Origin of the sequence: Amycolatopsis sp. DG1A-15b, assembly GCF_030285645.1 — a bacterium.
In the GTDB taxonomy this organism is placed as follows: Bacteria; Actinomycetota; Actinomycetes; order Mycobacteriales; family Pseudonocardiaceae; genus Amycolatopsis.
On the sequence record NZ_CP127296.1, the window covers coordinates 2992866 to 3017756 of the forward strand.

Here is a 24891-nt window from a genome sequence, read left to right on the forward strand (position 1 = left end):
CACGGTGTCCTATTCCTATCCAGGTGACAAGTCCGAACATCAGCGGGAACCGGCTGACGCTGCGTACCGGCCTGCTCATGCTGACGGTCGGGGCGCTGTGGGGAGCCTCGTTCCTGTTCATGCGCGTCGCGGCTCCGGTGCTCGGACCGGTCGCGCTCATCGAGGCCCGGGTTCTCCTCGCCGGACTGGCCCTGCTCGTCGTGGTCGCGTCGCTGCGGCAGGCACCTGCATGGCGCAAAGACTGGAAGGGCTATCTGGTGCTCGGCGCGCTGGCGGCAGGCCCCTTCACCCTCATCGCCGCCGCGGAACTGCGGATCACCGCCTCACTGGCCGCCATCCTCAACGCCACCGTTCCGCTGTTCACCCTGCTGATCGCAGCGGCGCGTGGCCAGGAAACCCTCACGGCCCGTCGCGTCGCCGGCGTGCTGCTCGGCGTGTTCGGTGTGGCCGTGCTCGTCGGGCTGGGTCCGCTCCAGCTCGACGTGAACCTGTTCGCCGCGGCAGGCGCCAGCCTGTTCGCCGCCCTGTTGTTGGCAGCCGGCGGGGTCTACGCCAAGACCTGCTTCCCGAGCACACCACCAACCACCCTGGCGGCCGGGCAGCAGCTCGCGGCTGCGGTGCTCCTGCTGCCACCCGCCTTGGCCCTGCCCCCGAACGCGGCCCCTGACGTCGGTACCGGAGCCGCTGTCCTGGCGCTCGCCCTGGGCTGCACCGCGCTGGGGTTCGGCTTGTTCTACCGGCTCCTGGCCCGGGTCGGTCCCACCGGGGCGCTGTCGGTCACGTTCCTCGTGCCGGTCTTCGGCATCGCCTGGGGCACGCTGTTTCTCGGAGAACATCCCACGCTCGCCACCGGCACTGGCCTGCTGATCATTCTGGCCGGCATCGCTCTGGTCAACGCCGGACGACAAGGCCACCCTCGTCTTCATGGCGAGCACGTCCAGGACCATCCTCGGTACCGCTCCGGTTGTCGTGAACCTAACGGATAGCCACCGAGTAGCCAGTGGAGGACACGATGGCCGGCCCACTACCGGCGCTGATCCGCGTCGCGGGACACGCAGACGTGCTGCCTGCCGTCGACATCTGGCAGCAAGCCAACACCGCCCGAGGTAAACCGCCCAGCCACGACCGCATCACCCGAGTACACGCCAAGCTGACCGAGCCGACATCCTTGGTGCTCGTCGCGTTCCACGTCGACGACCTCATCGGTATGGCCCTGGCCGAACCGGGCTGCGACCTCGACGGCACCGGCCTGCCACTCCCCGAGTTGTGCCACATCTCCATGGTTTTCGTCCACCCCCACCATTGGGGGCGCCGCATCGGGCAACAATTGCTGGAAGCAATCGCCCGCCACGCTGCTCACCGTGGGCACACCTGCCTGCAACTGTGGACCGGAGCCGCCAATCGTCCTGCCCAACGCCTTTACCAGCGCGTCGGATTTCAACCCAGCGGCCGCACCAAAGAACTCGCCACCGGCGAGTCGATCATCCACCTGATCCGCCGGCTTCCCGGTATGCCCACCTACGACCGGTGGTCCTCCATGTTTGGTGACCGTTAGCAGGAGAAGTCCGCTCGGATCTCGTAGGGGCGCATGATCTCAAGATCGCTGCCGTACAGGGCGTTATACAGCTAACAGGGGATCATTGCCTGACGGTGATCCGGTTCCGCGATCATCATCGCCAGGCAACGCTAGTCGCGGCGCAGCAGGGTCGTGAGCAGCGTGTCGTACTGACGCCTCTCGAACCGGAAGGGCCCGAGTCCCTCGAAGTCCTCGACGTCGGGCTCGTAGTCGGTCTGCCATCCGGGAGCGGTCCAGACGACCTCGTTCCCCGTACGTCGGACGGCCACGGTCACCGCCCCGCAGCCGAGGTCACCGCATTCCGGGCACACGTACAACGCCAGGCGCCCGTCGGCAAGCTCGGCCGGCGCCTTCCCCAGAAGCCGCCGTACCTGTCGTTCCAAAAAACCGTCCGGCCAGGAGGGAACCAGCACGGACACCAGATCGGACATCACCGTGGCCCCGCCGTCACGCTCCTGCAGGATCTCGCCGAACCGGACGCCGTCGATCACGAGCTCCAGGAACTCCACCTGTGTTCGGTAGCCCCCACGACGCAGGGCTTCACCTCGGCGCAGCGCCGGAACCAGACTCAGGACTGATTGCCGTGCGCTCATCTGCGGTGACTCCCGTTCTCGGGGGAATGGTCGCGGGGATGACCGCGGTGTCGTATCCGCACAATACCCACATCCACCGGCGTTTCCGCGTGCCCGAGCGTCAGGCGGTCGGCGGGGTCCAGTCGGCGGGCAGGCCGGACTGGGCCAGCAGGGTGGCGAGGCTGTAGTAGTCCCGGTCGCTGACGATCATGCCCTGCCGCAGTTCGAGGATCGTCGTGGCGGGCACCGCGAACGGGGCCGGCGCGCCGTGGATCTGTCCCGAGTAGACGGTCTCGACGGCGATGTGGTCGCCGCCGCGGAACGACTCCTTGACCGTGACGTGCACGTTCGCGATCAACAGGTCGGTGCGCTCCTTCCAGGAGGCGACGCCGTCCCGGCCCGTCGAGACCACGTTGACGCCGAAGTCGGTGTAGGTGGCGTCGGTGGTGAACAGCTTCGCCAGCGCCTGCGGGTCGGTCCCGCTCCACGCCGACGCCCAGGCCGCCACGATGCCGGGACCGCCGTGCCCGGGTTGACGGTGGTCGGCGAACGCGCTGCCGCTGAGGGCGGTGAGACCGAGGACGGCGGCGGCGAGAACGGTCAGAACGCGCTTCACTGCGGAGATCTTCATGGTGGTTTCCTCACTGTGATGGAAGGGATCGGACGCCGGGGCGGCGTATTCCTCGGCCTCGGCGACTGCTCGTCGCTCTGTTAATGCCAGTAACTATGCATTGACATGTCATACTGAGTCAACCCATAACACGAAACGAGGTGCTCGTGATGCCCGAGCAGCAGCTGACCCGACGTGACCGGTACCGGCGCCGGACCGTGGCCGAGATCAAGGAAGCGGCCATGGCCCAGGTGCGCTCCGGCGGACCGGAGGCGCTGTCGCTGGCCGCCGTCGCGCGCACCATGGCGATGTCGGCCCCCGCGCTGTACCGCTACTTCGCCGGCCGGGACGAACTGCTCGCCGAACTGGCCGTCGACGCGCACCTGGCGCTGGCCCGCACCCTCGAGGCCGCCGCGGCGGGTGCCACCACGCCCGCGTCGCGGCTGCGCGCCGTCGCCATCGCGTACCGGGAGTGGGCACTGGCCCAGCCCCACGCCTATCGCCTGGCCTGCGAGTCTCCCCACGGCTGCGTCGCCTCGGACGCGCAGCGGAGCATGAACGTGCTCCTCGACGTCGTGGCCGAAGCCGGCGCTCCCCCCGATGCGGCCGGCGTGCGGCACTTCGGGCTGGTGTGGTGGAGCAGGCTGCACGGACTGATCAGCCTGGAACTGGGGCAGCACACGGTGGGCACCGGGATCGATCCCGGCCTGCTCTACCGCAGCGAGGTCGAAACGATGGTGGACAGCCTGCGGCACCGCGTGACGGCCGGGCCACGACGTTAGGGCACATAGCGTGGCGATGGACCGGCAACAGTGCGACGGTCCGTTAGGATGCGGCGATGACCGGAGAACCGCCGAAGCCGAGCCGACGTGAGCGGCTGCGGGCCCAGACGCTGCAGGAGATCGAGGACAACTCGTTCGCGATCATCGACGCCGACGGCGTCCACGCGCTCTCGATCGCGGCGCTGGCCCGGAGCATGGCGATGTCCGCGCCGGCGGTCTACCGCTACTTCGCGTCACGGGACGCGCTGGTGGAGCACCTGATCACGCTGTCATACCGGCAGCTCACCGACGCCATGGCGCAGGCGGTCCACGGGAGCAGGCGAGCACCGCGCGCGCGGATCGGGCTGCTGGTCACCGCCTACCGCGACTGGGCACTGCGGCACCGGCGGCGCTACGGGATGCTCTTCGGCGAACGCGGCGGGGACCTGCCCGCCGACGCGGGCGGGCCGACCCCGCTCGACCAGGCGATGGCGCTGCTGATCGACGTGCTGACCGCCGTCGGAGACGGCTCGCGTGCGGACGCCACCAGTGGCGACCGCGCGCTTGACGGGCAGCTGGGCAAGTGGGCGCGGTCGCAGGAACGGCCGGACACGAGCGCGCGGGTGGCCCGCGTCGCCCTCATGGTCTGGACGCGGGTGCACGGGATCGTCAGCCTCGAACTCACCGGCATGTTCGACGACCGGAGCATCGACGCCCAGCGGCTGATCGACCTGGAGATCGACGACGCCGTCCGTGCGCTCTCGGCACCCGGGTAGGACCGCACCACCCTCACGTCGCGGAGCGGAACACGTGGTCGCCGGAGCCGACGCGGAAGACCGCGTAGCCGGTGCGCAGGCCCTCGAACCGAGCCTCCGGCGGCGCCTGCACGGCGCGGCCGTCCCGGGTGGGAACGAAGATTTCGGCCGTCGCTCCGGCGGGCACCCCGGTGCGCAGGGTGAAGCGCCCGTGTTCGCGGGTCCAAGCCGAACTCACCCGGCCCACCGGCGAGTCGACGTGCGCGGACGCGTTCGTCAGGTCCCCGACGGGGTAGGGCTGGATCTTGACCGCGGTGTAGCCGGGCGCCGCCGGCTGGATCCCCGCGACGCGCTGGTAGAGCCAGTCGTCGACGGTGCCGAGGAAGGCGTGGTCGTGCGAACGTGAGGTGGCCGGCCACTCCTCCCACATCGTGGTGGCGCCGAGCGCGGTGAACCAGTAGCCCCAGCCGGGGTACGTCGGATTCGTGGCCACCTGGTAGGCGAGGTCGCCGTACCCGGCGTCGGTCAGCGCCGGGAGGATCAGCTTCGTGCCCAGCGCGCCGGTGTTCAGGTGGACCCCGCGGGTCCTGATGTCGTCGACGAGGTGGGCGACGACCGCCGGGCGGTCCGCCGCGGGGACGATGCCGAGGCTCAGCGGCAGCAGGTTGGAGGTCTGGCGGTAGCCGGCGGCGCGGTCGTCGTAGTAGGCGCCGGCGGACTTGTCGAAGAACGTCGCGTTGAGCGCGTTCGCGATCGTGGCCGCCAGCGTTTCGAAGTGCTCGGCGTCGTCGTCGTGGCCGAGGGCGTGCGCGATCCGGGCCATCGCCGTGGTGGTCCGGTGGAGGTAGGCGGTGCCGGCGAGGCGGGTGCCCTCGGGCGGGAACGCGGCGCCGGGTGCGAGCCAGTCGCCGTAGCTGAAGCCCGTGTAGATGTTCCCGGTCTTGGCGATGTCCTGCTCGTAGTGGCCGAGCCAGGCCTTCATCGCGCCGTAGTTCTCGGCGAGCGGGCGGGTGTCGCCGTAGTACCAGTAGAGATCCCAGTTGATCAGGACGAAGCTCGCCGACCAGACCGGGTCGGCCACCTTCTTGCCGCCCACGGTCGCGGGCACGGTCTGGCCGATCGTCCCGTCCGGGTTCTGGTCGTCGCGGTGCGCGCGCATCCAATTCTCGTAGAAGTCCTGCATGTCGAAGTGGGCGATCGCGGAGTCGGCCGACAGGTGCGCGTCCGCGGTGTAGGGCCGCTTCTCGTACATCGGGGTGTCGGTCGGGACGGAGTGCAGGTTGTTGAGGATCGTGTTCGCTTCGGCGTCGTCGTAGCGGTTGAGCAGCGCGTTCGAGCTGGTGAAGCCGCCGGTGGTGGCGACCGCCGTGTGGACGCGCTCCGGAGTGACCGATTCGATGGTGACGCCCGCCGGCGCGGCGACCTGGACGTACCGGAAGCCGGCGTAGCTGTAGCCGGGCCGGTAGCTCTCCAGGCCCGTGCCGTTCAGGGTGTACGAGTAGGACTGCAGCTGCATGCCGAACCCGCCGGTGTTGTCGGCGGTGCCGTCCGGCCGCAGCTTCTCGCCGTAGGTGATCTTCACCTGGGCGCCGGCGGGCCCGCGCACGGCGACCCGCGCCCAGCCCGCCGTGGTGGTGCCGACGTCGTAGACGTGCACACCGGCGCTGGGCGCGGTGACCGCGGCGACCGGCAGCCGGTCGGTCACCGCGATCGACGGGAACGCCTCGGCGCGGAGCGTGCCCGCCGGGGCGGACACCGCCGCCGCCTGCCGCCAGCCGGCGTCGTCGAACCCGGGGCGGTTCCAGCCCGGCTGCTCCAGCCGCGCGTCGTAGGACTCGCCGAACCAGAGCGACTCCGTCCGGGTGGGCCCGTCGGCGACCTTCCAGCCGCTGCCGCTGGTGACCTGCTGGGTGCTGCCGTCCTGGTAGGTGATGTCGAGCTCGAGTTTCAGCTTCGGCTCGCCGTGCCAGGGTGAAGCCACCCACTCGTCGGGGTTCGTCATCGCGTAGTACCCGCGTCCCAGGCTCACGCCCACCGCGTTCCGGCCCGCTCGCAAGGCATCGGTGACGTCGTAGGTCACGTAGAGAGCGGTCTTGCCGTAGACGGTGAACGCCGGGTCGAGCTCGTGGTCGCCGATCCGGCCGCCGTTGAGGTAGAGCTTGTGGTAGCCGAGGCCGGCGACGTACGCGCGAGCGGACCGGATCGGCTTGTCCGCGGTGAACTCCTTGCGCAGCAGAGGTTCCGGCGGCGGCGGAGTGGTCACCGAGCTCCCCCACGGGCCTGCCCCGTACGCGGCCGCGACCAGCGCCTGCGGCCAGGCCGTGTCGTCGAAGCCGGGCTGCTGCCAGCCGGCCGCGGCGGTGTCGGCGGACTTCCAGGCACCGTCGGTGCCGACGTCGGCCGGGGCGCCCGCGCCTTCGAAGTGAAGCTTGCCCAGGAACCCGGCCGGACCCGCCGCGGCGTTGGTCGCCTGGGCGGCGATCACGTTGCGGCCGGGACGCAGGGCGGCCGCGATGTCCACGGTGGTCGCCGTCCGCCAGGAATCGGCCACGGGTGGCGACGCCGCGATCTGCTGTCCGTTGACGTACACGGTGAAGCTGTCGTCGGCGGTGAGGTCGAGCCGGGCCGCGGTGAGCTGCTCGCCGGCGGGCAGTTCGAAGGCACGCCGGAAGTACCGCGTCCCGGCCGGCGCCGAGTCGGCCGGATTGCCTTGCGGGTACCAGATCCAGCTCGCCCCGTCGAACGACGGCGGCGTCGAGGCCGCCGGCGCGCCGATCCAATCACCCCGGAACTGGCCTGGCGCCAGGAACGCTGTCTCGAACGACGCCGGCTCACTCCACCGTGAAGCGCGCTGGGCGGCGTCCCAGACCTGGACCCGCCAGAAGTAGCGCGTGCGCGCTCGCAGCGCGGGGCCGGCGTAGGGAACGTCGAAGGATTGCGACGACCGCACTTCGCCGCTGTCCCAGACGTTCGCCGGCCCGGTGCGCTCGGTCGACACCGCGATCCGGTACGCCGACTGGCGGGCACTCCCCCTGGCGTCCAGGACCCAGCCCAGCCGCGGCCGGGCCACGTCGACGCCGAGCAGGTCGGCTTGGTGCTCGACCTGCAGCCTGCCGACCTGAAGGCCCCCGAGAGGAGCCGCCGGATAGGCCCCCGCGGGCGTCACCCCCAGGACCAGCAAGATCAGCGAGGCCGACGAAGCCGTCATCAGGCGCGAAACCATCGCGTTCCCTCTCCGGTGACAGGTCGGCAGCCACCGGGCGAGTGCGCGATGTCCGCCGACGCCGCGACGGACGCGATGAGAGCGCACGAACGTCTCCCGCCGTCGTAAAAACGTTTCAATCAGCTCGGGACTGTCTACAACGTCCATCGCGGCGAAACAAGAAACGACGGCGATCCTGTCCCGCCGACGTCGAACAGGACAGCCGATCAGCTCAGCACGGGAAGGCTCACGGCGGCGGGCGGTGGGTCACCTGGCCGCGGCGAGTTCGTCGCGCTGTCTCGACCACCACAGCCGGCCCTCCGGCGGCAGGGAATCGATCGGGTCGTAGTACGTGCCCGCCGTCGGGCCGCTCTCGTCGACGGTGAGGACCTGGGCGCGGTATTCGCTCGTCCAGCGGGAAACTCCGCGCATCCGGTCGTAGGACGCCGCCTGGTGGACCCAGCGCTTGCCGACGTACGGCACGTCGCAGACCAGTCTCGGCGTGGCGAAGCCCGGCAGGAAACCCATGATCCCGTCCTGGATGCGCTGGGCGGTGTGCAGCGGCACGCGCCAGTGCTCCGCGTGGGGGATCATGTCGCAGAGGTAGAAGTAGTACGGCGTGATCCCGGCGTTGTCCAGCAGGGCGAAGCACAGGTCCAGCACCGCCGCCGCGCTGTCGTTGACGCCGCGCATCAGCACGCCCTGGTTGCGGACGTCGCGCACGCCGCGGTCCAGCAGGGCGCGGGCCGCCCCGGACACCAGCGGTGTCACCTGCTGGGCCGCGTTGGCGTGCGTGTGGACCGCCAGGCCGACGCCCCGGCTGCGCGCCGTCGCCGCGATCCGGGCGATACCGTCGAGCACCCGCTCGGCCAGCCAGTGCTGCGGGAGGGCCACGAGCGCCTTGGTCGCCAGCCGGATGTCGCGGACCGACTCGATCTCCAGCAGGCGCCGCAGGAACGCCTCCAGCCGGGGCCAGGGCACGTTGGCGACGTCGCCGCCGGAGACCACCACGTCGCGGACCGACGGCGTCGCCGCCAGGTAGGCCAGCATGCGGTCGAGCCGGTCTTCGCCGCGCTGGGCGAAGCGGTACTTCGCGACCTGCGGCGTCGACGGGCCGACGAGGTCCATGCGCGTGCAGTGCCCGCAGTACTGCGGGCACGTCGAGACGATCTCGGCCAGCACCTTCGTCGGGTAGCGGTGGGTCAGCCCCTCCACCGCCCACATTTCCGCTTCGTGCAGTGAATCGCGGCTTGCGTGGGGATGGCTCGGCCAGTCCGGGTCCCGGTCGGAGAACACCGGCAGCATGTACCGGCGGACCGGGTCGGCGAGCATCGCCTTCGCCGACGGCGGCTCGTCCGGCACCATGCTGTTGAGCACCTGCGGGGGCAGCAGCAGCGACATCGTCGCGGCTTCCTCGCGGTCGCGCTGCAGGTCGGCGTAGAACCCGTCGTCGAGCAAGCCGCCGCAGACCTGGGCCAGCTGGCGGACGCTCTTGACGCAGTGCGCGCGCTGCCACTGCACGTCCGCCCACTCGCCGGCGCTCACGGCCGCCCAGCCGGGAAACCGCCGCCAGTCCGGCTCGGGCCGCACCGAATGTGTGTACTGGTACACGCTGAACGACCTCCACCGATCGCCGAATTCGCTGAGCCGGCGGGAAAACGCCGTGCCCGAACGCTAAGCGCGGCGCCGGGCGGCGGGCTTGGGTGCGCGCTACCCAACTTTCCGGTGTGCGCACCCAGCCCGGGCGCCGCCCCGACAAGGTGGGTAGTCACCACCCATCCGGCGACCGGGCCGGGCCGTGATGCTGGTCGACGACCGTTTGCCCGTTCCGCCGCGGTTCGCGCGGCGCCCCCGAGGGGAAACCATGAAACGGAAACCGCCGTTGCCGCGCCCGGGCCGGAGAGCCGCCTGGACGTTGGCGGCCGTACTGCTGCCCGCGCTCGTCACCGGGCCGCTGACCGGCACCCCCGCCGCCGCCGAGCCCGCCGGTCTGCGGCCCTACCGCGTCGACGTCACCAGTCCCGCGGTCGTGCGCGAACTGGCCGGCCAGGGCTTCGACGTCGCCGAAGGCGACAGCGGCAGCAGCATCGAAATCGACGCCACCGGCGACCAGGCCCGCGCGCTCACCAAGCTCGGCATCACCGCCGTCCCCATGACGGGGACGGGCACGGCCGGCACGTCCGCGGCCCGGAAAGCCGCCGAACCCGGCACCTACGACGTCTACCGGCCCTACCTCGACCACACCTACGCCGGCACCGAAAACGGCAAACCGCGGCCGACGCTGTACGAGGAGTTCCAGGGCATCGCCGCCGCGCACCCCGACTTCGTCAAGCCGGAGGTCATCGGGAAATCGCTGCAGGGCAAACCGATCCTCGCGCTGCGGATCACCAAGGACGCACGCCGGCCCGGCAACCGGGACGGCTCGAAGCCGTCGGTGCTCTACGTCGGCGGGCAGCACGCGCGGGAGTGGCTGGACAACGAGCAGGTCCGGCGCCTCACCCACCTGTTCGCGGACAACTACGGCCACCGCGGCCCGGCGAAGAGCACCGAAGGCACGCCGCTGGCCGGCGTCTCCTCGGCCGACCTGACGAAGATCGTCGACACGAAGGAGATCTGGGTCGTCCCGGTGGCCAACCCCGACGGCTACGACATCTCCTTCACCCCGGGCAACCGGCTGTGGCGCAAGAACGCCCGCGACACCAACGGCAACGGCAAGATCGACACCGGGGACGGCGTCGACCTCAACCGCAACTTCCCGGCCCACTGGGGGTTCGACAACGAGGACTCCTCGCCGGTGCCCACCTACGAAACCTACCGCGGCACCGGGCCGGAATCCGAGCCGGAAACCCGCGCGATGGACGGGCTGCTGGGCCGCATCGGGTTCAAGTTCCTGGTCAACTACCACGTCACCGACGCCGAGCGGCTGCTCTACGGGGTGGGTTACCAGATCGAAACCGCCGCCGCGGACGACCCGGTCTACCACGCGCTGGCCGGTGACGACGCGACCCCGGCGATCGGCTCCAACCCGCCCGGTGCGCCGAAGCCCTACATCCCCGGCCCGCTCTCGTTCCCGTTCCGCAACGGCGGCATCACCGACGACACGGCGAACACCGTCTACCACACGACGTCGTTCACCGTGGAGATGGACGGCGGCGACCCGGCCCGCGGCGGGGGTGGTTCCCGGTTCGAGTTCCAGGACAGCGACGCCGACATCGAGCAGGCGTTCGTCAAGAACCTCCCGTTCGCGCTCGACATCGCGCACTCCTCCGCGGATCCCGCAAACCCGGTCTCGCACCTGGGCCGCACCACGCCGGCGTTCGTCCCGCACACCTTCGGCGTCTCCTACGGCACCCCGCAGGAGGTCGCCGTCGACGCCAAGCGCGAACTGGGCCCGGTCATCCTGCACTGGAGCGTCAACGGCGGCCGCGAGCGCACCGCGGCCACGCACGAATTCACCGGCGGCGAGCGCTACGGCAGCGGCTACAACCTGTACTACCACCAGCTGCGCGGCACGATCACCGGCACCAAGGCGGGCGACCAGGTGCGGGTCTGGTTCACCGCCCGTGCCGCCAAGGCCGACCCGTTCACCTACTCGGTGCGCTCCACCAGCGGCAACCCCGTGCTCGTGCTCTCGGCCGAGGACTACTCGGGCCAGCCGGGCGGCACCCTGGAATCGCCGCCGTACGCCGACCGGACCAAGCCGAACCACCTGCAGTACTACCGCTCGGCGCTGGACGCGAACAAGGTCGGCTACGACGTCTACGACGTGGACGCCGAGCACCGCACCGCGCCCGACGCCCTCGGCGTGCTCTCGCACTACAAGGCGGTGATCTGGTACACGGCCAACGACAGCTTCATCCGGGGTGCCGGCGCACCGGGTCAGACGGGTACGTCGAAGCTGGCCGACGACGAGATCCTCGCCGCCCGCGACTACCTCAACGAGGGCGGGAAACTGCTCTACACCGGGCAGAACGCGGCCAACGCGCAGCTGCTCGGCGCGGCGTACAACCCGCACGGGGAACCGCCGTACTGCGACACCACCGGGTCCGGCCCGGGCACGGTGAAGGACTGCGCGGTGCTGACCGACGACTTCCTGCAGTACTGGCTGGGCGCGTACACCCACACCCAGGCCGCGGTCACCAAGGCGGACGCGAGCACGCTGCCGCTGGTGGCGAACACCGCGTCCGGTCCGCTGCCGCTGAAGCTGGACGGCGGTGACTCGGCGGACAACCAGGTGCACACGTACGGCATGGTGACCGCGTCGAGCCTGCTGCCCGCCCGGCAGTTCCCGCAGTTCTCCTCGGAGGTTTCGGTCGGCTTCGCCGGGACATCGCCCTTCGAACCGGTCACCGGCACGCACTACGCGCTGGCGCCCTCGGTGCCGGCGAGCTTCGAGCGGCTGCGCAAGACGGTGGACCTGACCGGCGCCCGGACCGGCGACCTGTCGTTCAAGGTCTCCTACGACACCGAACCGCGCTCCGACTTCGTGCTGGTCGAGGCGCACCACGCCGGGCAGGACGACTGGACGACGCTGCCGGACCTCAACGGGCACACCTCGACCGACGCGGGCCTGTCCTGCGACATCAACTGGGACTCGCTGCACCCGTTCCTGGCGCACTACCAGACGAACCCGTCGAAGGACACCACGAAGCCGGACTGCACGTCGAGCGGCACGACGGGATCGTGGAACGCCGCCAGTGGCAACTCCCGCGGCTACCAGGACTGGAAGGTGGACCTGTCCCGCTACGCCGGCTCGCAGGTGGAGCTGTCGATCAGCTACGTGCAGGACTTCGCGGTCTCCGGCCTGGGCGTGTTCGTCGACGACACCGCCGTCACCAAGGACGGCACGGTCACCGACCGGACGTCGTTCGAGGACGGTCTCGGCGGCTGGGAAGCGGGCCCGCCCCCGCCCGGCACCGCCGTCACCACCGCCGCGGCCTGGGCGGCCCAGCCCGGCATCGGCTACCACTTCGGCGCCGGCGTCCAGACCGCGCGGACCGTCTACTGGGGCTTCGGCCTCGAAGGCGTCGACGGCTCGGACACCCGGGCCCGGCTCCTCGGTGACGCGCTGACCCACCTCGGCGTGCGTCACCGCTGAACCCGGTTCCCCGCAACCGAGAAGGCCCACCGGAGGTTTCCGGTGGGCCTTCTCCTCGTGGTCCGGGTCAGCGTGGTGCGAAGCCCAGCGGGCCCCGGACGCGTTCGGCATCGCGCGCCAGGGAGACCAGCTCACCGTCGGCGTGCGGACGGCCGACCAGCTGCATCGCCACCGGGACCACGCCGTCGCGGGCGGTGGCGACCGGGAAGGTCAGCGCGGGCAGGCCGGTGAAGCTGGCCAGCGGGGTGTAGCCGATGTCGTCCTCGTGGTCGATGCCGGTGCGGGTGCGGGTCAGCGGGATCGTCGACCGCGTGCGGTCCTCGGCCGGGTCCCGCGGGACGGGGACCTTCGGGTCCAGCGGCAGCAGCAGCGCATCGACGCCGAGGCCGGCGAACCAGCCGTCGTTGGCCACCCGCAGGCGGTGCTGGGCCGTGACGATCTCGTGCAGCCGGGCGTCGGTGACGTCGGCGCCCGCGGCGACCGCCTTCTCCGTTGCCGGACCGAGGTCCTCGGCCAGCCAGCCGCGCCACTGCGGCAAGGCGTCCCAGGCCGCCCGCGCGCACAGTTCCCACGCCGCCGAGCGCCAGCTCCAGGGCTCGCCCACGCGGACTTCGGTGACCGCGTGACCGGCCGTCCGCAAGAGTTCGATCGTGGTGCGGACGCCGTCGAGGATCTCCGGCTCGACCGTCGCGAGTGCCTCGGTCACCACGCCGACGCGGTACGGCCCGGCCGGGACCGGGCCGATCGGCAAGCCGCAGTGCTCGGCCGCGTAGGCGAGGTCGTCGGCGGTGCGGGCCACCCAGCCGGGCGCGTCCATCGACGGGCACAGCGGGAAGACGCCGTGGAGCCGGTCGGTGTGGGTCAGGCGCAACCCCACCACGCCGCAGCGGCCGGCGGGCCAGCGGACCGAGCCGAGCACGTCGGTGCCCAGCGCCAGATCGCAGATCCCGGCGGCGACCGCCACGCCGCACCCGGTGCTGGAGCCGGCCGGGTCCAGCCGGGGGAAGTACGGGTTCCCGCAGCCGGAACCGATGCCCAGGTTCAGCTCGGTGGTCACCAGCTTGGCCACTGTGGACAGTCCACGGAGGCCGGTCAGCGGGGCCGCGCTGCGGCGCGGGTAGTGCCGGTGCCGGCGCAGCCCGAGCCGGGTCGCGAACCCGGCGACGTCGACGGTGTCCTTCACCCCGAGCCGCACCGGTGACTCGCCCTCACGGAGCTCGCTGCAGGCGCGGTAGTGCGTATCCGCGGCGAACGCCCACGGGTCGGCTTCGGCGCCGAACGCCGCGGCGGTCAGCGCCCCGCGAGCCAGCTGCGCCGCCCGTTCGCGCAGCGACCACCGAAGCGGCTCGGGCAGCGGGCCGGGTGGCCGGGACCAGCCGGCGGCGAACGCCCGGGCCGCGGTGCGTGCACCGGTTTCCGTGGTGTCTTCGAGGGATTCGATCGATACCGGACTCATCGAGGCCGTCCTTCCGCTCGGGCCGCGGTCCCGCCACGGCGCCATACGACGAAGGCCCGCACCCTGTGGGGCGGGCCCGGTCGCGCTGGTCGAAAACTGCGGTCACGCGGATCCGGCGACCCGCGGTTCGGCCGCACCGAAAGGCGCCACCACGCCGGTCAGCGCGCCCGACCGCAGGGCTGCGGCGAGGCCGGCCAGTTCGTGGTCGAGCCTGCGGTCGCGGTCGAGGAAGCCGGCCCGGTCGCGGACGAAGGTGTACACGGCCCGGGTGCCCTCCCCCAAGGCCGCCGGGCCGCCGCGGAGGTCGATGGCCTGGCAGAGCGCGGCCAGGTGCGCCGCAGTGGCCTCGCGGACCAGTTCGGTCACCGCGCAGGCGTCGCGGGCGGCGATGGTGGCCATGCTGACCTTGTCCTGGTTGTGCGCCTCGGTGGAGCGCGAGTGGACGGTCGCGGGCGCCGAGCGCTGCAGTGCCTCGGCGACCAGCGCCGAGGTCGCGATCTGCACGCCTTTGAAGCCGTGCTGCGGCCCCTTCGCCGGCCCGGTCAGCCCGGCCGGCAGGCCGTTGCTGTACTTCTCGTCCACCACCAGGGCCAGCTGGCGGTCCAGCAGATCACCGGCGCTGGCGACGGCGACCTTCAGCGAGTCCATGGCCATCCCCACGTGCCCGCCGTAGAAGTTGCCGCCGTTGTGCACTTCCCCGGTTCCCGGCTCGAACAGCGGGTTGTCCGTGCTGGCGTTGATCTCCACCGCCAGCCAGCGGCCCGCCCACCCGAGCGTGTCGTGCAGGACGCCCAGCACGTGCGGGGCGCACCGCACCGAATAGCGGTCCTGGATCGGATGGGCCAGCCGGGAGCCGCCGTCGCCGTTCAGCTCGGCGATTTCCCGCTGCCCGCGCGCGAACCCCGAGCCGTCGAGCAGCCGCCGCACCGCGCCGGCCACGTGCACCTGACCCGGGTGCGGCTTGTTCGCGTGCGTCATCGGGTGGAAGTGGTCACGGTTGCCGCGCAACGCTTCCACGGCCAGCGCCGTCGCCGCCGCGCCCGCGACGCAGAGGTCGGCCGCCTCGGCGTAGGCGTGCACCGCGAACGCCGAGAGGAACGCCGTCCCGTTGATCAGCGCCAGCGCTTCCTTCGGCTCCAGCCGCACCGGCCGCAAGCCGGCGCCGGCGAGGGCCGCCGCGGCCGGGCGTTCGACGCCGTGCACGCGGACCGTGCCTTCGCCCACCAGCATCGAGGCGACGTAGCACAGGGGCACGAGGTCGCCGCTGGCGCCGACCGAGCCGCGCACCGGCACCACCGGCAGCAGGTCCGCGGCCAGGCAGTCCAGCAGCAGCCGGACCACCTCCGGCCGGATCCCGGACCGGCCGCGGGCCAGGCAGTTCGCGCGGATCAGCAGCGTCGCGCGGACCACGTCGTCCGGCGCGGCCGGGCCGGTCCCGGCGAGGTGGTAGCGGATCAGCCCGGCCTGCAGCGCGGCGGCGTCGGCCGGCTCGACCCGGCTGATGTTGCGATCACCGAATCCCGTGGTCACGCCGTACACCGGTGTTCCCGACGCGACGAGCGCGTCCCGCGCCGCGACCGACGCGGCCATGACGTCGTCCAGTCCCGCCGGAACCACCCCGCGGACGCCGGGCGTGCGCGAGGCGATCGCGACCGCCGCCGGATCGAGGGTGTCCGTGCCGACCTCGAACCCCGCGCCGGTCACGGCGAAACCGCCGCGGCGAACGCGCGGACGACGTCGCGGGCCTGAGCCGGGTTGAGGCGCGGATCGCAGCCCGTCCAGTAGCGCGGCGTCGGGTCGTCGGGCAGGTCGACGCATTCGGTCACGTCGTCCGGGGTCAGTTCCAGGTGGATCCCGCCCGGGTGCGCCCCGGCCTCGCGCAGGGCCGCCACGAACCCGGCGACCTCCGTGCGGACGTCGTCGACCAGACGGATCTTCCGGCCGCTCGCCGCGCGTTGCCCGTTGCCGTGCATGGGGTCGCAGATCCACACCGGCAGGCAGCCCGCCTCGCGGGCCGCTCCGGCCAGCGCGGGCAACACCCGGCGTACGTGTCCCGCGCCCATCCGGGCGACGAACGACAACCGGCCCGGCGTCCGCTGCGGGTCGAGCACGTCGATCAGCGCCTGAAGGTCCTCGCGGGCGGTCGCCGGGCCGAGCTTGACCGCGACCGGGTTGGTGATCCGGCTCAGCAGCCCGATGTGCGGCCCGGCCGGGTCGCGGGTGCGTTCCCCGGCCCACAGCAGGTGCGCGGATCCGCCGTAGGGGCCCGACGCGGCCGGGCGCACCAGCGCGTTTTCGTAGTCCAGCAGCAGAGCTTCGTGGCTGGTGAACACGCGGCGGCCCGACGCGGCGGCCAGGACGTCGAGCGTGGCGTGGATCGAGGCGGCCCGCTCGCGGGCGGTCAGCAACCGGGCCGGGTCCGGCACGCGGGCGGCCGGGTCCGCCTCGAGGGCGTTGACCGCGTCACCGCGGTACACCGGCAGGGAGCCGCCGTCCGGCAGGCGTTCCACCGCGCTGGAGCGGGGTTTGGCGAACTGCCCGGCGATCCGGCCCACGGTCAGCGCCGGCACCGCGGTCGCGATCTCGACCAGATCGGCCAGCTCGGTCAGCTGCGCGGCCTTGCGGCGGGTGGTGTGCGCGGAGACCTCGTCGAACAGCTCCGCACAGTCGCCGCCCTGGACCAGGTGCGCCGCGCCGGACGCGACCGCGGCCAGCTGGGTGCGCAGGTCCGCGCAGTCGGCCGGGGTCACCAGCGGTGCGGACGCGGCCAGCCGGGCGGTCACCCCGGCCAGTGCGTCGGCCGATGGCCACAGCGGTTCGGTGGCCGGGGACGGGGCGGCGAGCGGCTCGCCGGGGCGGGGCGCGACGGTCATGACCCGGCCCGCACCCGGACACCCGCGCGGCAGCGCCGCTCGAGCTCGTCCAGCTCCGCCACCGACGGCGCGTCGATGACGAACATCGCCGCCCGGTCCCCCGATTCCCGCAGCGGCACCAGCTCGGTCCCGCTCGGTTTGAGCGCGAGCACGCACCGCACGGTCGCGTCGTCGTCGCGCTCCGCGCAGGTCGCGATCTGCGCGTGCACCTCCCCCGGGCTGAACCAGTGCACGCCCACGCCGAGTTCCGGCGCGACCTCGACGTCGGTGAGGACCCCGGCCGGGTGGTCGAGGTAGACCTGACGCGCCACGCGCGTCGGCGGCGGGAGCTCGGCCGGTTCGCCGAGCACCGCGCGCAGGTAGGCCTCTTCGAGGCTGACGCCCGTGGCGAGCCAGTGCAGCGCCATGATGCTGTCGCCGGGCGGCCGCGCGGCGATCTCGATCAGCACCGGCCGGCCCGAGTCGTCCAGCCGGTATTCGGCGTGCGCGACGCCGGTGCCGAACCCGAGCCGGTCCAGCACGGCGTGGTGGGTGTCCAGCAGCGCCGCCCGCGCCGGCTCGTCGAGCCCCGGGGCGGGCGTGGTGTGGCCGAGTTCGACGAAGAACCCGGAGTCCAGCCCGGTGGTCCGCTTGCCGGTGATCTCGGCGTAGCCGACCACGCCGTCGACGCTCAGCGACTCGACCGAGAACTCCGGGCCGCGCACCGGTTCTTCCAGCAGCAGCACCTCGTCCGGCCCGTAATCGGCCAGCGCGGCTTCGAGTCCGGCGGCGTCAGGGACGAACCGGACGCCGGAGCTGGCCAGCCGTCCGGCCGGCTTCAGGATCACCGGGAACTGCGGCTCGCCGCTGCCGGCGCGTTGCGACCGCGGGCTCCACTCGGCCAGGAACCGCCGCTGCAGGTGCTTGTCCCGGCAGACCGTCGCGGCCCGCAGCCCCGGCGAGGGCACGCCGAGCAGGTCCGCGGTGATCGCCGCGGGCAGGACGTACTGCTCGACCAGGCAGGCGACGCCGACGACGGCGAACCGCTCCGCCCAGCCCGCGACGACGTCCGCCACCACCGCGTGGTCCTCCGGGTCGGCCGCGGCGAAGCCGGCGACGTGCGAGAGATCGCCGCTGAGCAACGCTTCGGCGTGCGGTCCGCCGCGGTCGACGATCAGGGCGGCGATCCCGCGCTCGGCCAGCACCCGCAGGTACCGCTGGTTCCACGCCACCGCCAGGCCGCCGAACAGCACGACGGCCGGTTTGGGTGTGCTCATGCCTGCTCCGTTTCGGACGGTCCCGCGGTGACGGGTTCCGGCTCGGGCGGCCGGGAAACCTCGTCCGTGCGGAACGCGCGGATCGTGATCACCACCCCGACGAGGCCGAGCAGGAGGCCGACCACGCCGTAGATCATCCGCAGCGTGCCCGCGGTGACGAAGACCGCCAGCACCGCGTAGACGACCAGGCGGCAGAGCCCGACGCTGGTGATCAGCAGGGCCATCACGCGGCCCTGGATGTCCACCGGCACGTGCTCCTGCACGCGGGTGCGGAAGATGTAGAAGGACTGGAAACTCACCCCGGCGAGCCCGTAGAGCACCATCGGCGCGGCCAGTGCGTGCGAGTAGGCCAGGGCGACCAGGGCGACACCCATGCCGATCACGCCGAGCGCGGCCAGCCGGTCGCGGTTGAGCCGCGCGGTGGCCAGCGGCAGCAGCAGGCCGCCGAGGATGGCGCCGAAGGCGAACATCGCGTCGATGTAGCCGAGCCCGCTCGCCCCGACGTGCAGCGCGTCGTTCGCGAACGGCGCGAGCAGCGTGTTCAGCACGTACAGCACGGCGAACAGGGTCAGCAGCATCAGGTACGACGGGATCATCGGCCGGTGCGTGCGCAGGTAGGTGAGCCCGGCGGCGGCCTCGCGGACCGCTTCGCGCCAGTTCTCGTTCTTCGTGCGCACCACGCGCTGGGTCCGGACGCCGAACACGAAAGCCGCCGAGCCGAGGTAGGACAGGACGTTGATGGCCAGCACCGCGCTCACCGACGAGCTGCCGAGGATGAACCCGCCGAGCGCGGCGCCGCTGACGTTGCCGATCTGCACCGCGACGCCGGTGGTGGCGTTCGCCGCGAGCAGCCGGTCCACCGGCACGATCTCGCGGACGAGGGTGGTTCCGGTGGGCACCGCGGTGGACTCGGTCAGCCCGAGCAGGAACACCATCACGAACACGTGCCAGGTGGCCAGGTTGCCGGTGACCTGCAGGAGGACGACCGACGCGAGCACGGTGGCCGAGGTCAGGTCGGCGAAGGCGAACACGAGCCGGCGCGGGAACCGGTCGATCAGGACGCCGATGACCGGGCCGAAGAACACCCCCGGCAGCGCGGCGGTCAGCAGCACCAGCGCCACGGCCCTCGGGCTCCCGGTCATGGTGAGCACCAGCCACACGTTGGCGACGAACTGCATGCCGTTGCCCACGTTGGTGACCAGCATGGCGCCGGCGATGCGGCGGTAGCCGACCGGGCGCAGCGGCTCGATCCGCTCACGCAGCAGGGCGCCGACGGCGGCGAAGAACCCGGACTCAGCCATCGGCCCGCTCCCCGGGATCGGTCTCCACGCGGATCGCCGCGTCACAGCTGCGGGTCAGCTCGTCCAGCGCGGCCGGGGTCGGCGCATCGATGAGGTAGGTCGCCGAGCGATCCGCCGACGAGCGGATCTCGCCCAGTTCGTCGCCTTTCGCGCGCCCCATCATGATCATCCGGACGCCGGCGTCCGGGGCGGGCCGCACCGCCGGGAAGAACCAGCGCTCGCGCAGCCAGGTCACCGGGACGCCGAGGCCGTCGGCCCGCATCCCGGTGAGCACGCCCGGGGTGTGCGGGACGTACTTCTGCCGGGCCCAGCGCACCGGCTCCGGGTAGGACACTCCTTCGCCGAGGGCGACCGCGAGCATCGCGGGTTCCATCGGCTCGCCGGTGGCCAGGCCGTAGAGGGTGATGATGCTGTCGCCGGCCGGGCGGGCGGCGATCTCCATCAGCCGCACCACGCCTTCGGGGGTGACCCGGTACTCGGCGTGCGCGACCCCGTCGCGGAAGTCCAGGCGCCGGAGCACCTGCTCGTTCACCGCCCGCACCGCGGCCTGCTGCGCCGCGGTGAGCGCGACGTCCGGGACGGTGTGGCCGAGTTCGACGAAGAACCGCCCACTGTCCTCATTGGTCAGTTTCCCGGTGATCCCGGTGAACCGGACGCGACCGTCGTGCACCAGCGTTTCGACCGAGACCTCCGGCCCGGGCACCAGTTCTTCGAGCAGCATCGGCGCGGCGAAACCCGGACGGGCGAGGGCGGCGGCGAGCTCTCCGGCGGAGCCGACCCGGCTGACCCCGGCGCTGGCCTGGCCGTCGAGCGGCTTGAGCACGGCCGGGAACGTCGTCCAGTCCGCCGCGTCGGCCGTACGCAGCAGGCGCGAGCGCGGGCTCCATTCGGCGAGGTACCGGCGCTGCAGCAGCTTGTTCCGGCAGACGCGGCCCGCCCGCAGGCCGGGGCCGGGCAGGCCGAGCAGGTCGGCGAGCACGGCGCCGGTTTCGACGAACCCTTCGCCGAAGACCAGCACGCCCCGCACGTCGTAGGCGGCGGCCCAGCCCGACACGGTGTCGATCACCCCGGCGCGATCGGTGCCCTCATGCCAGGCCAGCTCGGCGATCGGCGCCATCGGGTGCCCCGGGTCGGCGCGGCGGGCGTCGTCGTAGTGCCGGGCGAACGGGCTGTCCTCGTCGACGCCCAGTACCCGCAGCCCGCGCGCCGCGGCGGCGGGCAGCAGGTCGGGGTACCGGGCGGCGACGAACATCCCGAGCACCACCACGGCACCCGGGCGGTCTTCGGCGGTCATTGCGTCCTCACCTTCGGGATGGCGCCACCGGCGGGTTCCCCGGCGGCGGACAGGTCCGGCAACGCTCCGTCGCCGTTGAGCGCGGCTCCGGCCGCCACCAGCAGCGCGTCGCGCCCCCGGGCGGCCAGCACCTGCACACCGGCCGGCGAGCCCTCGCGCGAGAGCGTCATCGGCAGGGAAAGCACCGGCAGCCGCGCGAAATTGGCCACGAGCGTGAGTGCCCCCGGTCCGTCCACAGCGGACGGTCCGGGCAGCGACGTCGAGGCCGAGCGCTCGGCCGGGTCGGGCAGCCCGGTCTCCAGCGGCAGCACGATCAGGTCGTAGCGCCGGGTCAGCAGCTCGCCGGCGGTGCGCACCGCCGCCTCCTGCCGGGCCAGCAAGTCCTCATGCTGGGACCGGCCGATGTGCGCCCCGGCGGTCATCGCCCGCACCGTCTCCGGCTGCAGGGCGAGACCGGGGCGGCCGCGCAGCCGGCCGAAGCCGTCGTGCGCTTCCTTGGCCAGCAGCTGCCCGGCTGCTTCGATCATGTCCCACAGCTGCGGCAGATCCGCCCGCGTGACGTCGTGGCCGAGCGCGGCGAGCCGGTCGTGCGCCACGGCCAGCGCGGCCAGCAGGTCCGGGTCCGTGCCGCGCGGGGCGGTCACGGCGATCCGCAGCGGCCCGGCGGCCGGCCCGTCGGCGAGCCCGAACGCGGCGGCCAGCCGGTGGGTCCGCCACAGCCACGCGAGGTCGTCGGCGGTGCGGGTGATCAGCCCCGGCGCCTCCATGCTCGGCGCGACGCAGTGCACCCCCTCCAGCAGCTCGGGCGACGGCGTCAGCCGCAGCGCGGTCACGCCGCAGTAGACGGCGGGCCAGCGCAGCGAACCGCCGGAGTCGGTGCCCACCGAGACGTCGCAGAAGCCGGCCGCGACGGCCACCGCGCTGCCGGTGCTCGACCCGGCCGGCGACACGTGCGGGAAGCGCGGGTTCCGGCTCGGTTTCTTCGTGCCCAGCGCGCATTCGGTGCTGGTCACCTTGCCCAGCGCGAGCAGGCCGCGGCCGGCCAGCACCCGCGCGATCCGGGCGGACACCGCCGGCCGCACCGCGTACCCGGCGGGGATGCCGAGTTTCGTCGCGAAGCCGGCGACGTCGACGGTGTCCTTGAAGGTCACCGATTCCCGGGCCGGCCACTCCGGACGGCCCGCGGCGATCTGCCGCGGCTTCACGAACGCGCCGTACTCGGGGTCGAGCTCCTCGATCTGCGCGGCGAGATCGGCCCGCAGGCCGGTGACGTCGAGGTCGCCGGCGGTCAGCGCCGCCCGCCGGTGCGCCAGCGGGCGGGTCAGGCTCCTGTGCCGGGCGGCCTGCTCGGGGGTGAGCGGGCGGCTCATCGCGGCGGGTCCAGGGGCACCAGGGACGGCGTCTTCGCGGTCCGGTCGTTGACCTGCAGCCGGTCGACGACCACGATTTCGAAGGCGTCGTCGTCGCCGCGGAGGGCGAATCGCAGGTCGATCTGGGAATCCAGCAGCCGCGCCCGCAGCGCGTCCACGTCCGGCGTGGCGCCCGCGCCGGGGACCACGCGGATTTCGAGGCGTTCGGGGTCCGCCTCGCGCCACGCCGCCTGCGCCGCCGCGACCGAGGCGTCCGCGCGGGCGAGGCCGAGCAGCTCGTCCGGGGCGACCAGGGTGCCGGCGAACTTGATCAGCGCACCCTCCCGGCCGAGCAGCCGCAGGGCCCGGTCGCCACCGCACGCACACTGAGTCCAGCGGGCCCGGTCGCCGATGCGGTAGCGCACCACCGGGCTCACCGCGTCCTCGTGCAGCGTGGTGACCAGGACCGAGCCGTCGACGACTTCGACGTGCTGGTGCGGGAAGACGTGGAACGTCGTGGCGTCGCAGTCCGGGCCGTTGTGCCCGATCACCCACGTCTCCGTGGAGCCGTAGTTGCCCCACAGCCGGACCCCGGGCACCTCTTCGCGGCACAGCCGGACCAGCGATTCCGGGCACGGCTCGCCGAAGAACAGCGCGGCCCGCAGCCGGCGCAGGATCGGGTGCCGCAGCCGCAGCGCCAGTGCGAGCACCTGCTCCAAAGTGGACGGTGTGCCGCACAGCGCGGTGGTGCCGTGGGTGTCCAGGAAGTCGAGCCATTGCGGCCATTCGCCGGCTTCGACGTGCCCGAGCCCGATGGCGTCGGCGCCGCAGCGTTCCGCCATGCCGTTGTAGAAGTAGTGCGCCGACCAAAGCCGTCCGGGCATGGCGAGGTTCGCCAGCACGTCGCCGGGGCCGAGCGGCCGCCAGTGGCCGAGGATGGCGTCCAGGTGCATGGCGATCGGGATCCAGGCCACCTTCGGCGCCGCGGTGCTGCCGCCGCTGGTGAACAGGTACGCGCCGCCCCGCCCGGGCTGGCCCGAGGCCAGGGTCATGGACGCGGTGATGTCCTCGCGCGTCATCTCCGGCACGTCGGTGATGGAGAACTCGCCCGCCAGGTCCAGGTGCGCGTAGCGGTCGGAGAAGAACGGGAGCCCGGCGGCCTGCCGGACCACGTCGCGCAGTCGCTTGTCCACTTCGGTCATGAGTTCCTCGCTACCGGGATCAGGGCTCGGGGCCGCTGCCAGGCCGGCAGCGCTTCGACGGCGGCCGCGAGCGTGGCCGGCACGCCCGCCCCGGCCGCGGCGGTTTCGGTCGGTTCGACGGTGACGGTGAACCACTCGCCGCGGACGTCGTCGCGTTCGGGACAGCACCGCAGGACGTGGCCGGGCGCGGCCCCGGCCAGCTCGCTCAGCAGCCGGTCGACGTCCAGCCGGCGGCCGTTGACCTTCAGCAGCCGCCCGTCCCGGCCCTCCCAGCGGAACGTCGCCGGGCCGGTGACGCGCACCAGGTCGTCCAGCCGGTGCTCACCGGGCGGCGGTTCGCCTTCGCGCGCGGCCAGGCGCGGGCTCGACACGGTCAGCCGGCCCTCGCCCGCGGCCAGCAGGGCGTCGGCGAAACGGACGTCGGGCGCGAGTGTCCACTCAGGGCTCCCGCCGTGTTCGCGGGTGGCGACCAGGCCGGTTTCGGTGGAGCCGAACAGCTCCACCAGCCGCGCCCGCGGCCCGAGCGCGGCCCGCACCGCTCCGGCCGCCTCGGGGATCGCGGCGCTGCTGAACACCATCGTGACCCGGGCACAGTGCGCGAACGCGTGCGACGAGCGTTCCAGCACCGCGAACGACGCCGGCAGCAGCACCAGCAGCGGGTGCCGCGCGGCACCGACGTCGAACGCGGCGGTCTGCGGCACCTGCCGCACCGGCACGCCCAGGACTTCCGGGAGCCGCACCCCCGTCAGGTGCCCGTACAGGTGCGCGGGCGGGGCGTGGGTGAACACGGCGTCGACCCGCACGGCCGGATCGGCGTCGAGCAGCCGGGCCAGCAGCTCGGTCTCGGCCACCAGCTGGGCCTCCGTGCGCAGCCAGCCGACCGGGGCGCCCGTGGTGCCCGAGGTGCTGAACCGCGTGACCGGGGCGGTGGTCACGAGAACACCCCCAGCACTTCGGCGTCGTGGCGCTTGCGCTCGATCAGCGCGGTGATCGAGCCGACGCTGCGGAAGGTCGTGAGCAGATGGTCCTCGACCAGGTCGACCGAGATGCCGAAGACCTGTTCCAGCTTCGCGACGCAGTCGAGCACGCCGAGGCTGTCGTACTTCTCCGGCGCGATGTCGGCCAGCGGCGTGTCGTCCTGCGCCGCGTCCAGCTCGACGCCGAGCACGCCCGCCAACGCCGTGCGCACGCCTTCACGGATTTCTTCGGTGGTCATCGCGCGGTGCCTTCCTCTGCGCTCGCCCGGGCTTCCGGGACGTAGTGGTCTCGGGGATCGGTCGGGAAGAAGGAGACGAACACCCGCTCGGCCGGCACCAGCGCGGCGAAACTGCGGCGCAGCTGCTCGGCGTACCCGGCCTTGAACTCGTCGTCGCGGTCCTGCGCCACGACGCAGGACACGAACGCGTACGGGAGCTCGAGCGGGAACGGCCCGCTGTAGACGGACCCGGGCGGCTCGAACCGGGTGATCACGTGGGCGGGGGTGACCCCGGCGCGGCGCCAGAAGAACGTGAGTTCCTTGGCGATCCGCCGCCGGTGCGGTTCGTCGAGCTCCGGGCAGCGCACGATGGTGGTCGGCATCGCCGGCC

General features: G+C 72.6%; 20 protein-coding genes. 5 read left to right on the forward strand and 15 right to left on the reverse strand.

Annotated elements, in window-relative coordinates; genetic code table 11:
• Positions 1 to 23 precede the first annotated feature (23 nt).
• On the forward strand, positions 24 to 986 hold the full coding sequence (locus QRY02_RS13750) for a DMT family transporter (RefSeq protein WP_285991907.1): 963 nt from the start codon (positions 24 to 26) through the stop codon (positions 984 to 986).
• Between the two features lie 14 nt (positions 987 to 1000).
• Positions 1001 to 1555: a GNAT family N-acetyltransferase gene (locus QRY02_RS13755; protein WP_285991908.1), complete on the forward strand. Its 555-nt coding sequence runs from the start codon at positions 1001 to 1003 to the stop codon at positions 1553 to 1555.
• A gap of 131 nt (positions 1556 to 1686) precedes the next feature.
• Here the strand turns inward: QRY02_RS13755 and QRY02_RS13760 are convergent, their stop codons facing one another.
• Both QRY02_RS13760 and QRY02_RS13765 read right to left on the reverse strand, forming a co-directional pair.
• Positions 1687 to 2085, reverse strand: a complete 399-nt coding sequence (locus QRY02_RS13760; protein WP_285991909.1) for a hypothetical protein — start codon at positions 2083 to 2085, stop codon at positions 1687 to 1689.
• Between the two features lie 184 nt (positions 2086 to 2269).
• Positions 2270 to 2779, reverse strand: coding sequence for a nuclear transport factor 2 family protein (locus QRY02_RS13765; RefSeq protein ID WP_285991910.1), 510 nt, complete (start codon positions 2777 to 2779; stop codon positions 2270 to 2272).
• Between the two features lie 149 nt (positions 2780 to 2928).
• Between QRY02_RS13765 and QRY02_RS13770 the strand changes: the two genes are divergently transcribed.
• On the forward strand, positions 2929 to 3540 hold the full coding sequence (locus QRY02_RS13770; protein ID WP_285991911.1) for a TetR/AcrR family transcriptional regulator: 612 nt from the start codon (positions 2929 to 2931) through the stop codon (positions 3538 to 3540).
• Positions 3541 to 3596: 56 nt separating this feature from the next.
• Positions 3597 to 4295 carry a TetR/AcrR family transcriptional regulator gene (locus tag QRY02_RS13775; protein ID WP_285991912.1) on the forward strand — a complete coding sequence of 233 codons (699 nt, stop codon included), beginning with the start codon at positions 3597 to 3599 and terminating at the stop codon, positions 4293 to 4295.
• A gap of 13 nt (positions 4296 to 4308) precedes the next feature.
• On the opposite strand, the gene QRY02_RS13780 is transcribed toward QRY02_RS13775, so the two are convergent.
• Positions 4309 to 7497 (reverse strand): family 78 glycoside hydrolase catalytic domain, encoded by a 3189-nt coding sequence (locus tag QRY02_RS13780; RefSeq protein ID WP_285991913.1) that lies wholly within the window; start codon positions 7495 to 7497, stop codon positions 4309 to 4311.
• 246 nt (positions 7498 to 7743) lie between these two features.
• Entirely contained in the window at positions 7744 to 9087 is a 1344-nt protein-coding gene (locus QRY02_RS13785; RefSeq protein ID WP_285991914.1) for a KamA family radical SAM protein, read from the reverse strand.
• Between the two features lie 253 nt (positions 9088 to 9340).
• Between QRY02_RS13785 and QRY02_RS13790 the strand changes: the two genes are divergently transcribed.
• Positions 9341 to 12574 carry a M14 family zinc carboxypeptidase gene (locus tag QRY02_RS13790; RefSeq protein WP_285991915.1) on the forward strand — a complete coding sequence of 1078 codons (3234 nt, stop codon included), beginning with the start codon at positions 9341 to 9343 and terminating at the stop codon, positions 12572 to 12574.
• 67 nt (positions 12575 to 12641) lie between these two features.
• Here QRY02_RS13790 and QRY02_RS13795 read toward each other — a convergent pair whose 3' ends face one another.
• The 11 genes from QRY02_RS13795 to QRY02_RS13845 all read right to left on the reverse strand — a co-directional run bounded on the left by QRY02_RS13795 (position 12642) and on the right by QRY02_RS13845 (position 24883).
• Positions 12642 to 14030 (reverse strand): amidase family protein, encoded by a 1389-nt coding sequence (locus QRY02_RS13795; protein ID WP_285991916.1) that lies wholly within the window; start codon positions 14028 to 14030, stop codon positions 12642 to 12644.
• A gap of 102 nt (positions 14031 to 14132) precedes the next feature.
• On the reverse strand, positions 14133 to 15734 hold the full coding sequence (locus QRY02_RS13800) for an HAL/PAL/TAL family ammonia-lyase (RefSeq protein WP_285991917.1): 1602 nt from the start codon (positions 15732 to 15734) through the stop codon (positions 14133 to 14135).
• Positions 15731 to 16903: a 3-deoxy-7-phosphoheptulonate synthase gene (locus tag QRY02_RS13805; protein WP_285991918.1), complete on the reverse strand. Its 1173-nt coding sequence runs from the start codon at positions 16901 to 16903 to the stop codon at positions 15731 to 15733. The genes QRY02_RS13800 and QRY02_RS13805 overlap by 4 nt, the downstream gene beginning before the upstream one ends.
• Positions 16900 to 18159: an ATP-grasp domain-containing protein gene (locus QRY02_RS13810; protein WP_285991919.1), complete on the reverse strand. Its 1260-nt coding sequence runs from the start codon at positions 18157 to 18159 to the stop codon at positions 16900 to 16902. The genes QRY02_RS13805 and QRY02_RS13810 overlap by 4 nt, the downstream gene beginning before the upstream one ends.
• Entirely contained in the window at positions 18156 to 19460 is a 1305-nt protein-coding gene (locus tag QRY02_RS13815; protein ID WP_285991920.1) for an MFS transporter, read from the reverse strand. Before QRY02_RS13815 ends, QRY02_RS13810 begins: the two co-directional genes overlap by 4 nt.
• Positions 19453 to 20754, reverse strand: a complete 1302-nt coding sequence (locus QRY02_RS13820; RefSeq protein WP_285991921.1) for an ATP-grasp domain-containing protein — start codon at positions 20752 to 20754, stop codon at positions 19453 to 19455. Before QRY02_RS13820 ends, QRY02_RS13815 begins: the two co-directional genes overlap by 8 nt.
• Positions 20751 to 22124 (reverse strand): amidase family protein, encoded by a 1374-nt coding sequence (locus QRY02_RS13825; RefSeq protein WP_285991922.1) that lies wholly within the window; start codon positions 22122 to 22124, stop codon positions 20751 to 20753. The genes QRY02_RS13820 and QRY02_RS13825 overlap by 4 nt, the downstream gene beginning before the upstream one ends.
• On the reverse strand, positions 22121 to 23305 hold the full coding sequence (locus tag QRY02_RS13830) for an AMP-binding protein (protein ID WP_285991923.1): 1185 nt from the start codon (positions 23303 to 23305) through the stop codon (positions 22121 to 22123). The genes QRY02_RS13825 and QRY02_RS13830 overlap by 4 nt, the downstream gene beginning before the upstream one ends.
• Positions 23302 to 24240: an AMP-binding protein gene (locus QRY02_RS13835; RefSeq protein WP_285991924.1), complete on the reverse strand. Its 939-nt coding sequence runs from the start codon at positions 24238 to 24240 to the stop codon at positions 23302 to 23304. Before QRY02_RS13835 ends, QRY02_RS13830 begins: the two co-directional genes overlap by 4 nt.
• Entirely contained in the window at positions 24237 to 24521 is a 285-nt protein-coding gene (locus QRY02_RS13840) for an acyl carrier protein (RefSeq protein ID WP_285991925.1), read from the reverse strand. Before QRY02_RS13840 ends, QRY02_RS13835 begins: the two co-directional genes overlap by 4 nt.
• The gene (locus tag QRY02_RS13845; protein ID WP_285991926.1) at positions 24518 to 24883 is read right to left on the reverse strand and encodes a hypothetical protein; all 366 of its coding nucleotides are present in this window, start codon (positions 24881 to 24883) and stop codon (positions 24518 to 24520) included. The genes QRY02_RS13840 and QRY02_RS13845 overlap by 4 nt, the downstream gene beginning before the upstream one ends.
• Positions 24884 to 24891 lie beyond the last annotated feature (8 nt).

What these genes read in the sequence shown, in the direction of transcription:
- QRY02_RS13765 (WP_285991910.1), bottom strand. Translation starts at nt 2,779, where the DNA reads ATGAAGATCTCCGCAGTGAAGCGCGTTCTGACCGTTCTCGCCGCCGCC.
- QRY02_RS13770 (WP_285991911.1), top strand. Translation starts at nt 2,929, where the DNA reads ATGCCCGAGCAGCAGCTGACCCGACGTGACCGGTACCGGCGCCGGACC.
- QRY02_RS13775 (WP_285991912.1), top strand. Translation starts at nt 3,597, where the DNA reads ATGACCGGAGAACCGCCGAAGCCGAGCCGACGTGAGCGGCTGCGGGCC.
- QRY02_RS13780 (WP_285991913.1), bottom strand. Translation starts at nt 7,497, where the DNA reads ATGGTTTCGCGCCTGATGACGGCTTCGTCGGCCTCGCTGATCTTGCTG.
- QRY02_RS13790 (WP_285991915.1), top strand. Translation starts at nt 9,341, where the DNA reads ATGAAACGGAAACCGCCGTTGCCGCGCCCGGGCCGGAGAGCCGCCTGG.
- QRY02_RS13795 (WP_285991916.1), bottom strand. Translation starts at nt 14,030, where the DNA reads ATGAGTCCGGTATCGATCGAATCCCTCGAAGACACCACGGAAACCGGT.
- QRY02_RS13805 (WP_285991918.1), bottom strand. Translation starts at nt 16,903, where the DNA reads ATGACCGTCGCGCCCCGCCCCGGCGAGCCGCTCGCCGCCCCGTCCCCG.
- QRY02_RS13810 (WP_285991919.1), bottom strand. Translation starts at nt 18,159, where the DNA reads ATGAGCACACCCAAACCGGCCGTCGTGCTGTTCGGCGGCCTGGCGGTG.
- QRY02_RS13815 (WP_285991920.1), bottom strand. Translation starts at nt 19,460, where the DNA reads ATGGCTGAGTCCGGGTTCTTCGCCGCCGTCGGCGCCCTGCTGCGTGAG.
- QRY02_RS13820 (WP_285991921.1), bottom strand. Translation starts at nt 20,754, where the DNA reads ATGACCGCCGAAGACCGCCCGGGTGCCGTGGTGGTGCTCGGGATGTTC.
- QRY02_RS13825 (WP_285991922.1), bottom strand. Translation starts at nt 22,124, where the DNA reads ATGAGCCGCCCGCTCACCCCCGAGCAGGCCGCCCGGCACAGGAGCCTG.
- QRY02_RS13830 (WP_285991923.1), bottom strand. Translation starts at nt 23,305, where the DNA reads ATGACCGAAGTGGACAAGCGACTGCGCGACGTGGTCCGGCAGGCCGCC.
- QRY02_RS13840 (WP_285991925.1), bottom strand. Translation starts at nt 24,521, where the DNA reads ATGACCACCGAAGAAATCCGTGAAGGCGTGCGCACGGCGTTGGCGGGC.
- QRY02_RS13845 (WP_285991926.1), bottom strand. Translation starts at nt 24,883, where the DNA reads ATGCCGACCACCATCGTGCGCTGCCCGGAGCTCGACGAACCGCACCGG.